At 44.8% G+C, this 12,642-nt stretch carries 9 protein-coding genes; 5 read left to right on the top strand and 4 right to left on the bottom strand.

Going from position 1 to position 12,642, the window contains the following annotated elements; translation table 11 throughout:
• The first annotated feature begins 111 nt into the window (after positions 1-111).
• The 4 genes from E4665_RS08355 (at position 112) to E4665_RS08340 (ending at position 4,635) form a co-directional block, all read left to right on the top strand.
• Positions 112-627, top strand: coding sequence for a T6SS immunity protein Tdi1 domain-containing protein (locus E4665_RS08355; RefSeq protein WP_135348332.1), 516 nt, complete (start codon positions 112-114; stop codon positions 625-627).
• Positions 628-1,132: 505 nt separating this feature from the next.
• On the top strand, positions 1,133-1,285 hold the full coding sequence (locus tag E4665_RS18125; RefSeq protein WP_167815158.1) for a hypothetical protein: 153 nt from the start codon (positions 1,133-1,135) through the stop codon (positions 1,283-1,285).
• Between the two features lie 381 nt (positions 1,286-1,666).
• Positions 1,667-2,512: a DUF6612 family protein gene (locus tag E4665_RS08345; protein ID WP_135348330.1), complete on the top strand. Its 846-nt coding sequence runs from the start codon at positions 1,667-1,669 to the stop codon at positions 2,510-2,512.
• A 173-nt stretch (positions 2,513-2,685) separates the two neighbouring features.
• Complete coding sequence (locus tag E4665_RS08340) at positions 2,686-4,635, top strand: fructose-1,6-bisphosphatase (RefSeq protein ID WP_135348329.1); 1,950 nt, start codon at positions 2,686-2,688, stop codon at positions 4,633-4,635.
• Between the two features lie 230 nt (positions 4,636-4,865).
• On the opposite strand, the gene E4665_RS08335 is transcribed toward E4665_RS08340, so the two are convergent.
• Positions 4,866-5,891: an LCP family protein gene (locus tag E4665_RS08335; protein WP_135348328.1), complete on the bottom strand. Its 1,026-nt coding sequence runs from the start codon at positions 5,889-5,891 to the stop codon at positions 4,866-4,868.
• Positions 5,892-6,176: 285 nt separating this feature from the next.
• Here E4665_RS08335 and E4665_RS08330 point away from each other — a divergent pair, with 285 nt between their 5' ends.
• Positions 6,177-8,042, top strand: a complete 1,866-nt coding sequence (locus E4665_RS08330) for an N-acetylglucosaminidase (RefSeq protein ID WP_135348327.1) — start codon at positions 6,177-6,179, stop codon at positions 8,040-8,042.
• A gap of 670 nt (positions 8,043-8,712) precedes the next feature.
• Here E4665_RS08330 and E4665_RS08325 read toward each other — a convergent pair.
• The 3 genes from E4665_RS08325 to E4665_RS08315 all read right to left on the bottom strand — a co-directional run bounded on the left by E4665_RS08325 (position 8,713) and on the right by E4665_RS08315 (position 12,631).
• On the bottom strand, positions 8,713-10,245 hold the full coding sequence (locus E4665_RS08325) for an amidase (protein ID WP_135348326.1): 1,533 nt from the start codon (positions 10,243-10,245) through the stop codon (positions 8,713-8,715).
• Between the two features lie 105 nt (positions 10,246-10,350).
• Positions 10,351-11,709, bottom strand: a complete 1,359-nt coding sequence (locus E4665_RS08320; RefSeq protein WP_135348325.1) for an APC family permease — start codon at positions 11,707-11,709, stop codon at positions 10,351-10,353.
• A gap of 19 nt (positions 11,710-11,728) precedes the next feature.
• The gene (locus E4665_RS08315; protein ID WP_135348324.1) at positions 11,729-12,631 is read right to left on the bottom strand and encodes an acetamidase/formamidase family protein; all 903 of its coding nucleotides are present in this window, start codon (positions 12,629-12,631) and stop codon (positions 11,729-11,731) included.
• Positions 12,632-12,642 lie beyond the last annotated feature (11 nt).

The following is a 12,642-nucleotide window of genomic DNA, read 5'->3' as shown; positions in this document are numbered from 1 at the left end:
GACACCATCGAATGCTTCGAAGCTCCGGATCACGGACGGGTACTGGGTGAACTCACAAAGAAGCAAAAGGCGCTCTATGATGCTCTCGGTGTAAGTTATCCATCGTTATAAATTCCGGGAATTCAGGATGATATATTACAAAAGTATAGTAATTTAATTCCAAATGAGTTAACGCTAATTTGGAAAAAATATGGTTTAGGAAGTTTTTTAAAGGGCTATCTCAAAATAATCAATCCAGAAGATTTTGTAGAGATATTGAATGACTCCTATTTTAGAAGTGATTTAGCCGTACCCGTTTTTGCAACTGGTATGGGTGATATTATAACTTGGGAAGAGAATCGATATTTAAGATTAGTAGAATACAGAAAAGGAATATTTAAAGGAATCTCTGCTGGATTTGAATTTTTCTTTTCAGATTTAGAAAATAACATTTTTTTAGATAAATACTTAGATGCAAAACAATATTTTGAAGCAATTGATACTTACGGTGAACCAGCTTATGATGAGTGCTTTGGTTATACACCATTACTAGGGATTGGTGGCTCAGAAAAAGTAGAGAATCTAAAAAAGGTAAAACTAAGGGAACATATCCAGATAATTACAGAATTTATGGGACCAATTCAATAGTTAGATAAGCTTGGGGCAAAACTCAATATATTAACTTGGAAATTTGCATAAATGGTGTCTAGCATCAAGAGTATCCCAGTTATACGGACAAACGGACACACCATACACAATGTTTAATTTACAATTAATCATGTACAAATATTTCAATGTAATTCTTAATTACGATAGAGGGGCTTTCGGTTGTTCAATAATTAATGGTGAAGCAGGAATTAGTTTGGAAAATAGTCAAAGTTGGTATGATGAAGCCGATATGAATGTCTTTTGTAAAGAATTACAGCAGCAGATTGGACTTATGATACCTGATAAATTCCTAGAACACTATGGGTGGAAACAATTACAATAAATTTTCCGTAAAACCTTGATCGGTTGTATACCTTCAAGGCTTTATTAATGTTAAAAAGGCCAAAGTTATTCGGGTGCTAGGTAAATTTTATATATTTGAGGACTGAACCGAGTATTTCCCTTCGACTATGTTTTCCCCCGGATTCGGGATGCAGTGGACCAGTTGGACGAGGATCACCGGCTCTACTTTTCCTATAAAAGTATGTCGGGCGCGCTCGACAAGCTGGGCAACGACTATCAGAAGCTCTACACATTCACTGGGGAGGTGGGTGACGCTGTCAACCGGCAAATTGACCACCCTTTTAGCATGGAATGAAGGTTATCGGAAAAGGTTATCTCAATTACTAAGTACTATAGATGTTACCGCAGTGTTTTAAGTGAAAATAAATTCCTTTTCAATTTCATAGTCCTTTGTGACTGGTAAATAGTGACTGAAATAGCAAAAAAGGGCCAGTCTCATAAGATTTAACGGGAAAAATTGGTAAGTTTGCAGTGTTCAGCAGACCGCTATTATCTTCTATAATACGTTCGAGGCAAAATAAAGGGCTTACTTTTAGGAAGCTGCTGGTATCTGGTGGGGCATGAAATCGTTTGACAAATTGGTTTTTGGAGTGTTGCCCGAATTTCTGAATAGCGTATGGCACCAATGTAAGACATGATTATAGATGATCAATTATTACATAGGGGGAAACGCGATATGAAGAAAAAGTTTTTCATCTCAATCTTGCTGGCCGCCGCTCTTGCACTGGCCGGATGCAGCGCGGCAAGTCATTCGTCCGGAGCTTCGCAGGTGACCGCTATACAGGCCATAACTAATGCGGCGAGGCAGTCGAACAAGATTGATAATATGGCAATGAAGATGAATATGGCTATTGAGTTGAACAACGGTAGCACAACGAATACTCAGACGGTAGTAACCAATTCTAAATTTTTCCGGAATCCGCCGCTGATCTATCAGATAAGTCAAATCAAAAACGCTACAGATACGGTGAAGATGGTACAGTATGTCGATGATCAGGCGATGTATGTTCAGAACAGTGCTACTGGCCAGTGGGCGAAGGCCGAATTTAGCGGCAGCTCAGGTGATCTTCTGAAGAGTTCGTTTAAGAAACAGTCGGATCCCGCCACTCAATTGGATCTTCTGAAGAGCTTTCAGAAGAATATGAAATTGAAGAAAAGTGGAACCGATTATGTGATCCAATTTGGCGGAAAGAAGCAGGAATTGAGGCAGTTCATTCAGAAAGCGATGATGAATAATATCGCTTCCGCCCAGAAAAGCAGCTTGGAGAACGCACTGAATCTCATGAACTTTACGTCGATGGATTATACGTATGTTGTGGACCAGAAGACATTCAACCCAAAGTCGCTGACGGTATCATTTACAGCCGAACCGAAGAGCAAGGATACGCCCGGAAAACTCAAGATGACCATTCAAACCGCTTTTTCAAAGATCAATCAACTGGAAAAAGTAACGATTCCCGCGGATGTGAAAAAGAAAGCGATAAAAATAGACCCGGCTCAGTTGCAGGGATCACAGTATTAATGAGTTATTAGTCCGATAAAGAAGTGTCAATCGCAAGGGGATTGACACTTCTTTTTTAGAAAATCTAAGTATTTCAGAAAGCGCATACAGATGATAAAATAGTTCTAAGAGTCATTAAACAGAAATAAACTCTGATTCAGGCCAAACAATCCCCTTCGGAAAGAAGAAACGAAATGGACAAGGAAGAAAAATATTATCGTTTATTGAAAGAACAGTACGGAAGCGCCGAGAGCATTGTTACGGAGATCATTAATCTTGAAGCGATCATGAATTTGCCCAAGGGCACGGAACACTTTTTAAGCGATATTCATGGGGAGTATGAAGCGTTCCAGCATGTCCTGCGGAGCGGTTCGGGCAATGTGCGCCGGAAAGTGCAGGAATGCTTCAGCGCTCAGCTCACACACGACGAAATAGAAGAATTAATCGGTATTGTCTATTATCCGGAAGAAGCGATCGCAGACAAGAAGAATACCTTTGAGGACGCTGAAGCGCTGAAGCGATGGTACTTTGAGTTGATTGACAGAATGATCAATCTGATTTCTTACACGTCCACCAAGTATACCCGGTCCAAGGTGAGAAAAGCGTTGAATCCTAATTTTTCCTACATCACGGAGGAACTTTTATACAGGGATAATTACGCGCCGGGCGACAAAGAAGAATATTACCAATCAATTATTAACACGGTGATCAGTCTCGGAAAAGTGGATGAACTGATCGCCAGTTTTTCATACACGATCCAGCGTCTGGTGGTCGATCATCTGCATATTGTGGGCGACATCTTTGATCGCGGGCCTTCTCCAGCCAGAATCATGGACACGCTGATGAAGTACCATTCCCTCGACATTCAGTGGGGCAATCATGACGTGACATGGATCGGTGCGGCGGCGGGGTCGCCGCTCTGCATGCTCAATGTTGTGCGGATCTGCGCGCGTTACGATAATTTGGAGATTCTTGAAGACTATTACGGTATAAATCTGCGTCCACTGTTCACCTTTGCCGAAAAATATTATGGAGACAATCCGGCCTTTTACCCTAAAAAGAATCCGGACAAAGAAGAGCTGACAGCTGCTGAAAAACTGCAGATTACAAAAATCCATCAGGCTGCTGCGATCATGCAGTTTAAATTAGAATCGCAGTTAATCAAACGCAATCCCGATTTTCATATGGAAAACCGTTTGCTCCTGGACAAAATCCATTTTGGAGCAGATAAAGACATCATCGAATTGAATGGAGAAAGGTATGACTTATCCCATACATGCTTTCAGACCATCGACAAAAGTCAGCCGGATCGTCTGTCAGATGAAGAAAAGCAGGTCATTGCCAAGCTTCTTCAGTCCTTTCAGACGTCTTCAATTTTGAAGAGGCACATTGACTTTTTATTGGAAAAGGGCAGCCTCTATCTTGTTTATAATGGGAATCTGCTGCTTCATGGCTGCGTGCCGCTTCATGAAAACGGTGATCTGAAATCGCTGACTGTGAACGGTGTCTCCCGATCCGGTAAGACCCTTTTTGATTTTTTTGAGACATGCATCCGCAGCAGCTGCAGGCATCCGGACCTGCATGATGATTTAAACACCGATATGATCTGGTATTTATGGACGGGCGAATGCTCCTCACTGTTCGGTAAAGAGGAAATGACGACCTTCGAACGTTATTTTATTGAAGATGCTGCAACACATAAAGAAATGAAAAATGCCTACTATCAGCTTCGGGATAATGCGGGGGTCTGTCGGAAAATACTTCTGGAATTTGGCCTTGACCCTGAGGATGGACGGATTATTAACGGGCACACACCGGTTAAAGAAAAAAATGGCGAAAATCCGATTAAGGCGGACGGGAAGCTGATTGTCATTGACGGCGGTTTTTCACGAGCCTATCAATCAACGACGGGGATTGCTGGCTATACGCTTCTGTATAATTCGTATGGAATGACGCTCGTCTCCCACCAGCCTTTTACCGGCAAAAGCGACGCAATAAAAAATGGAACGGATATTATTTCAACTAAAAGGGTTGTTGAAACAGAAATGCACCGCAAAAAAGTAAGGGAAACAAACATTGGACGGAAGCTGGAGGAGGATAAGCAGGATCTGGTCTTTCTGCTGAAGCATTATGCCCAGTATTGACAGGTAATAGAAGGGCCGGGCGATAAGCACCCAGTTTTGTTGCACGATAAAAAATATACTTAGGCAAAGGCTTTATTAAACATGTTTATTGTTTTTCGCTCCAATCAATAGAGCGACATAATCAATGCTCAATAGCAACATAGCCAAATCAAAAGAACCGAGTCATTTACTCATAGGGTAATGACTCGGTTCTATATTTTCTTACTTATTTCCAGCGATATTTCTACAGATTAATTCGTGAAGTAGCTTTTTACTACGCTTTGCAGCTGTCCGGGATCAAGGACAACTTCGCTGTTGTTTGCTTGAAGGGCATCATCATACATGGTGACGACCTTTCCCTGAACCTGACGATACTTGATCTGCTGTTTCGGATGGAAGTCGCTTTTGACGCCCAGACCGATACTGATCATGTCATCCGTTGTCATATTTGTCGCGACAAGGAATTTCGATAACGATTGGGAGAGGGCTGGAAATTTCGTCACATTGGATGGGGTCATCATTTTCTGAGCAATGCCTATCAGCGCGGCCTGCTGAAGCTGCTGGCGCCCGTAATCCGTGCCGGGAAGCGAGTCACGCTCATGCGTCAGTTCGGCGACCATCTTGCCGTTCAGTGAGTGGGTGCCGGCGGAGAATACTTTCCCCTTGTCTTCGTGATACCAGGGGTGCGTGAGTGTCACAGAAAATGGAAGTTTCATGTCAATCCCGCCAATGGCATCAACCATGTACTGCAGTCCCGAGTAATTGGTCTCCGCATAGTAGTTGATGGGAACACCGGTGAGGCTGGAGATAGAGCTGACGGCATCGATAATGCCTTGTTTGGCCCCGTGATTCGCCTGGGATACGTATTGAACACTTGTCAGCTTTGTATAACCGTAACCTTGCAGCGGGACGCGCGTGTCGCGTGGGATACTCAGAATATTATAGGTATGCTTGTTCAGATCGGCGTGAATCAGCAGCATCGAATCGGTATGGCTTAACACATCACCCTTTCTTGCATCCGAACCGATCAGGAGCATATTGAATGTTCCTGCCTTCTGCTTATATTTTTTTAATGGATCCGTAGCTTTAGCAGCTCCGACGGTTTTCAGATTTCTGAAGTGGTTCCCAGGGTTGAGCTGATGATACTGATAGAATCCGTAACAGGTACCTCCCACTAATAAAAATGCGAGGATTAGCAGTGTATAACGTAAAAAATGATGCTTTTTTGTTTTTCTGATGCCGCTTCTTGAGCTGCCCGAATCATTTCTTAAAGCCATGTCCTTTTTTCACTCCCTTGATTCCACGATCTAACCTATGTATCTTCGTTTTCAAAAATCATCCAAACTGGGTCAAAATGCAACAATAAAAAACTTTCGCATACCGATCCATGCATGTGTCTTTTTTTTAAAATGTTTTGAGTCTAGGAGATCAGTTGGAGATAAAGAACCGAATGGTTCACTAAGAAAAAAAGTCAGACAATTGATACATATTTCATGATATAATTTAAATTATCTGTTCCACTGTCGGCAATGACAAACTTAATCGTTCTGGAGTGTTAAATAATGAGACGAGACAGCACGAATTTGAAAAAAATAATGATTGTCGCGGTGGTACTTTTGCTCATTTGGAACTTTGAGGGATTTTCGAATTCTCCATGGGCTCAAGCCCAAGGTTATTCTGGCCCTCGCTTATATTCGAGCCAGGTGCTTGTGACGAACAGTTATGGGAGATCAGACACCGTTTATGTGAACCAATTAAAAAAAGGCGACGTGGTCCGGCTTTACAACTCAAAAGGACAATGGCTTGGGACGCGGACGTCCACGGGATATTCAATGACTTTCTACATAAAGCAGCTAGGTGCAAACTCCGGCAAAGTGGCATTAACGCTGGCATATCCGCGTAAGAAGGCGGGAAGCAAAACATATTTTTCCTATTACAGTGAGAATTCTGCGCCGTTAAAAACGAGCCAGATCAAAGTTGCCAACAACCGAGGAAAAGCGGATACGGTTTCTGTATCCGGACTGAACAGGGGAGACATTATTTGGCTATATAGCGCCGACGGACAGCTTCTTAAAACCCAGACATCGGGAGGCTCGTCAACGACACTTTCAATCAAACAGCTGAGTGTTTCTTCAAGCAAGCTCTTCTTAAGCGTCGCCCACCCCTATAGACGCGCAAGTGGCAGAACGACCGTTTATTATGGATCGGAATCATCCATAGCTTTGTCGCCCCGCCAAATCAGCGTGACGAATCATATTGGTGCTTCAGACGAGATTGCGGTAACCGGTTTGAAAAAGGGTGATCTGGTGAGGGTCTATAGCTCTAAGGGACAGCAGATTGCGGCGGGAACATCGGATCGTTCCTCTTTAATTCTAACCGTTCCCCAGTTAGGCGCTCAGGCCGGATCAGTCTATGTGACTGTAACCGAGCCCGGTTACGGCCCCAGCGGGAGGACCACAGCAGATTATAAGGCTGAGCCCATTCAGGAAAGCGACCAAACGACAACCTATCCTTACAGTTTCAGTTATATATTGAATAAACAATTAGGCACTTTTTCGCAGACTGATAAGGCTTATCCGAAATTTATCACCGCAGCCGGCCTGAAGGTGTCGGGGACAAAAGGTGTCGTACAGGCGACACCCGCGGCGAATGATGGGGATCTCTGGAATGTCCGGGGCGGGGCGAGTACGTCCGACTGGGTGATTACTCAAGTAAAGCAGGGAAAGACAGTGACGGTGGTTAAGCCGGTTAATGCGTCCTGGTATCAAATTGATTTCGCCACGGGTTGGGTCAACGCGGCTCCGTCCGATGTACACTATTATCTTGATCCGTCTAATTTCCATCCGGGGGAACCGGAGTATTTTCAATTCCTGGACCTCTCAAGTCCGACCTTAGTGAGTGCGGATGAAATAAATAAAAAAATACTGGTCAACAGGGGTATTCTCACCGGAAAAGCATCTGCTTTTATTCAAGCGGCGGCACAGCAGCACATTAATGAGATCTATCTGATCGCGCATGCGCTGCTCGAGACAGGGAACGGTTCTTCGAATCTCGCCAAGGGAATCAGGGTCACAACTGTTGACGGAAAAGCGGTCAAACCGATGACGGTGTATAATATGTACGGTATTGGTGCTGTGGATTCGGATCCTGATAAAGGCGGTTCCGAATATGCGTACAAGCAAAGGTGGTTCACTCCTGAGGCAGCGATCATCGGCGGTGCGGGATTTATCGGAAGCTCATACATTGATAATCCGACCTATCATCAAAATACCCTTTATAAGATGCGCTGGAATCCGGACAGGCCTGCCACACATCAGTACGCGTCGGATATTGGGTGGGCGGTCAAACAGACATCCATTATTTCGGGATTGTACCAGCTGTTATCCAGTTATTCAATCAGATTTGATGTGCCGAAATATGGCAATTAAGCGGAAACAGTTGCTGCGTTGAATAGGTCACCTTTTCAAATCAAAGGTGTTTTGAACTCGTGTTCAAATACGTTTGATAATTAATAAACAAGCTCATGCTGTTTCTCCAAATTAATAGAGGGACAGCATGAGCTTTTAGGGTACTTAGAGAAAGACGCAGTGTAATCAAAAAAAGTGAGTATCCCTTTGACTCATGTAGATAGGATACACTGTAGAACATTTTATTTTTGAAAATCATTTTTTTGTATCTAAGGTTGATAATTTCTGGGTTAGGGCGATTCTCCCACTTCACGAGGTTCAGCGGATTATATCGCTCTTCGCGAAAATATATCGACGCACAGCGGATTATATCGCCCTTCGCGAAAATATATCGACGCACAGCGGATTATATCGCTCTTCGCGAAAATATATCGACGCACAGCGGATTATATCGCCCTTCGCGAAAATATATCGACGCTCAACCGACTTTATCGTCCTTCACCGATAATCCTTGCGTTCGGAATGATTCTTCCGTGCTTAGATTCTCTCTGAGCTTAAGACGGTGCAGAACTATTTCATCACTTACGTACCGGCAGTTCAACGACACAGACAATGATTGATGATCATGAGCTAACGGAATAATCATTTAAAAAAATTACAGATTCATGTGTAAGCTTGGTTTTCCTTCTGTTTAGTTCTGTGTTACCGGTTTTGTATATTTTCCACCGGTTAACTTTTCGAAAGCATGGGCAGCGCGGAGAATCGTTTCCTCTTCCCCGAACCGGCCGACCACCATCATACCGATGGGCAACCCGTTTGAAAAACCGCATGGGACATTCATGGCCGGGTGCCCCGTAACATCGAAAACGCCTGTATTTGTATCTACACCGAATGACCGTTCAATCTGTTCTTGGAGACGAGCATCGCGATCCGGAAGTTTAGTTGCTTTGTATGGAACGGTTGGCATAATCAGAACATCATAATCCTCAAATGCCTTATCGTACACATTTTTCAGCTGGAGAGCGAGATTATGCGCTTTGGCGTAGTACCGTCCGTGGTAAGCCTGCTGCATATATTGCCCCGTCAGGATTGTAATTTTTGCGGCAGCCGAGAGTTCGTCCGCCTTCTTGGCCATGCCGCTGGCAAATGCATCAAGAAGCTGTGTTTGGTGATAGCCTCTCCAACTTGTGCCTAGGGCATTTCCTCGGAACATCTGGATAGCGGTTCCTTCTGTGTTAATGATGTTGGATAGGTGTATGCCCTGGCGATGCATCGGAATGGAGATCTCATCTACTGCTGCCCCGCAGGTGACAAACGATTCGGCGGCTTTACGTACAGTCTGATCCACATCTTTTTCAGAGAAAGGCCAGTCAAATCCCTCATCAACAATGCCGATGCGCATCCCTTCAGTGTTTCCAGTTAAATAGTCAGTATAGGGCTTGGATTTCAATCCATACTGACGCGGATCCAATCCATCCGGTCCCGCAATCACCTCAAGAAGACGAGCAACATCCTCTGTTGTCCGTGCCATTGGGCCAACGTGATCCAGTGTGACATCAACAGGGAAGATGCCGGTAAACGGGACGAGTCCCCAGGATGGTTTAAGACCGAAAATGCCACACCAGGAGCTTGGCATACGGATCGATCCGGTCTGATCGCATCCGATCGCCATATCCACTTCTCCGAGAGCAACCAGGACGGCGCTTCCGCTGGATGAACCTCCGGCGGAATAGGCGGGATGATATGGGTTTAATACAGGACCGGTGTCAGAGGTGAAACTGCTGCAGTCGCAACAGAGGCTCTCGCAGACCGCCTTTCCGGTTATTTGGCCTGCTTCATCAAGTATCCGAGTGACGACTGTCGCGTCAATCTGCGGAATAAACCCTTTTAAAATGTTTGTGCCGTTCATCATCGGGACGCCTGCCAGACTGATATTATCCTTTAGTGCGATCTTTTTTCCTGCCAGTTTTCCCTTCTTGGCGTGCGCAACATCTGTTTTCCAGTACCATGCATTTAGCGGGTTTTCAGCATTTGACGGGTGATAACCGGGTGTTCGCTTATATTTAATCGACAACTCAGGCTCAACCATCTGATCCACGATGTCATAAGACTCGAGAAGGTTTTCATTGATTAATTTCTGATAGGCTGCAAGCTCATCATCGCTCATTGTTAAATGGTATGAAGAAGCAATCGTTCTCAACGTTTCAAGATCAGGTTCTCTCATGATCCATCCCACCCATATTTGATAATTTTCTTCAGTGACGGCAGTTGATAAAGAATAAAAAGGCAAACCAGGCAGTTATGCCCGATTTGCCTGCATTGCCCTCACTTAGGAAAGGTCATCGGAAATTTTGATGTTTTTGCCGAAAATCTTAAGGAAGATGAGATAAACGATCCCGATCGCGAGCCATGAAAATCCAAGGGTTTTTGCAAGTGAATCCAGGTTCCACCAGACGAAACCGATAACCAGGAATCCAATGAGTGGCATCACAAAATAGGCTAAATAATTTTTGCTTTTTTGTTTTCTCAGGTAGTAGTTCATCACAGCCAGGTGTAGTAGTAGGAATGAAGAAAGTGCGCCAAAGTTGACTACCGATGCAAGCTTGCCGATCTGTGAAGCAAAGATGGTTGTGACGATCAGAGAAACAATAGCGACGAGAATGGTGCTGACATAAGGCGTTTTATATTTCGGATGTATTTTCGCAAGAATATGCGGCAATTTCCGGTCGCGGGCCATGCTGTAAAGAATACGGGAAATTGCGGTCTGCGCAACAAGCGCATCGGCAATGCCCCAAGAAACTGCGGTTGCGACAATGGTTACGATTCGGAGCCAGTCACCGCCTGCAATGCCGGCAACCTGATAGAAAGCCGTGTCCTGACTTTTAAAGGCATTGTAATTTGGAAAGATAAGAGCGGCGACCCATGTCTGGATGATGAACAGGACACCAACAATGATCAGTGAAAAGACGGTTGCGCGTCCGACCGCTTTTTTACCACCATTGGACTCCTCGGACAGCGTTGATATGGCGTCAAATCCAAGGAAACTCAGTACCGCGATGGACACGGCGCCCATGACGGTTGGTATTGAAAATTGTGAAGCGTTAAACAGCGGCTTGAAAGTGAAAGTGGCTCCATTGATGTGCTGAGCGATGGCGGCAATTCCGACAATAATGAAGACGGCCAGAACGATAAATTCAAGAAGCAGAATAATTTTATTTGTCTTGGCGGTAAATACAATGCCGCGAATATTGATTACTGTATTAAAGGCAATGAAGATAATCAACCAAACAAGAACAGGAACCTGCGGGACAATATCGGCAAGAGCGACAGCGCTGACCAGGTAAAGCAATGCCGGTATAAAAATGTAATCCAGAAGAATCAGCCAGCCGGCGATGAACCCGACATTATCATTGATCCCTCTCTGCGCGTAAGAGTAAACGGAACCCGCAATCGGGATCGCGGAAGACATTTTCGAATAGCTAATGGCCGTAAAAAGCATGCCTACCATGCCGATGGCGTAGGCCAGCGCAACCATGCCATGAGAGCCGACCGCAATCTGGCCATAGATCCCGAATGGAGCGATCGGCACCATGAAGATCAGGCCGTAAATGAGTAAATCGGTGAATGAAAGAGCCCGGTTTAATTCCTGCTTGTAACCGGTTTGTTTCTCGTTTGATGAACCTGCCATAATTTTCTCACCTCAGAAGTTATATTGAATGAATGCCATATGCATTAAGAAACCATCTTGGTACAAAGAAGCGTGCGGTCAGCTTTGGATCGACAATCTGGGAAACCTGGACATTGCCGATGGCGCTCATCAGCATGGTCAGATCAGCCAGACCCAGATCTGTAAAAGGAGAAAGAAAATCAATCATTTCTTCCACGCTGTTTTTGGCGGCTTGATCCAGTGTGCTTTCCGAGGCGATCATCGCGATCCCCTGATCGTTGGAGAGCAATGGAAAGTGAAGATTGAGGTCGTCCCTGACTTCGAACCGGACGGTGGCCGATCCGGCAATTTCCACGCCGGAAACCCCGATTTCGCCGTCACCCATGGAAGCGTGCATGTCTCCAAGGCCGAACAGAGCGCCCTTATGGAATACGGGGAAATACAGCGTCGCACCTTCGGTAATCAGTGTGGTGTCCATATTTCCGCCATGTTCCCCGGGCGTTCCACAATTAATGGCTCCTTCTTTTGGAGCGACACCGATCACACCAATCATTTTGCGGAAAGGGATCCTGAGCCTGTCATTAAAAATTACGTTTTCCCCTTCAATAGGCGCTATTTTAAACGTCAGTCCGTTCAATCGGTGTCCCATCGTGCCCAGATTTTCGCCGGTTGACAGCACCCCCTTGCTTTTAACAGTGATCTTGTCTATATGGACGACCAGCGTACTTCCTGGCTCAGATCCATTTATGTACAGCGGACCGGTAGCGGGATTAACTTTGTCCCAATCGACAGAATTGAAGTCCGTATCCTCTGATTTGACCTGGTCTTCAAAACAATCATACGTTTCAATGATCACTTCTTCTCCGGGATTCACATGGGCGACCGGGGTGTTATCCTTACTGAAGAAATAAATCGGATTTTCCCGCTGGATCGTTGTTGTCATCGATAACCCTC

The sequence above is a fragment of the Sporolactobacillus shoreae genome (assembly GCF_004684935.1).
In the GTDB taxonomy this organism is placed as follows: Bacteria; Bacillota; Bacilli; order Bacillales; family Sporolactobacillaceae; genus Sporolactobacillus; species Sporolactobacillus shoreae.
The sequence above is the reverse complement of the archived record's forward strand: the minus strand, read 5'-3'. Positions and strand labels throughout refer to the sequence as shown.

Excerpts from the sequence above, each read along its gene's own strand:
- E4665_RS08345 (WP_135348330.1), top strand. The coding sequence starts at position 1,667 with ATGAAGAAAAAGTTTTTCATCTCAATCTTGCTGGCCGCCGCTCTTGCA.
- E4665_RS08340 (WP_135348329.1), top strand. The coding sequence starts at position 2,686 with ATGGACAAGGAAGAAAAATATTATCGTTTATTGAAAGAACAGTACGGA.
- E4665_RS08335 (WP_135348328.1), bottom strand. The coding sequence starts at position 5,891 with ATGGCTTTAAGAAATGATTCGGGCAGCTCAAGAAGCGGCATCAGAAAA.
- E4665_RS08330 (WP_135348327.1), top strand. The coding sequence starts at position 6,177 with ATGAGACGAGACAGCACGAATTTGAAAAAAATAATGATTGTCGCGGTG.
- E4665_RS08325 (WP_135348326.1), bottom strand. The coding sequence starts at position 10,245 with ATGAGAGAACCTGATCTTGAAACGTTGAGAACGATTGCTTCTTCATAC.
- E4665_RS08320 (WP_135348325.1), bottom strand. The coding sequence starts at position 11,709 with ATGGCAGGTTCATCAAACGAGAAACAAACCGGTTACAAGCAGGAATTA.
- E4665_RS08315 (WP_135348324.1), bottom strand. The coding sequence starts at position 12,631 with ATGACAACAACGATCCAGCGGGAAAATCCGATTTATTTCTTCAGTAAG.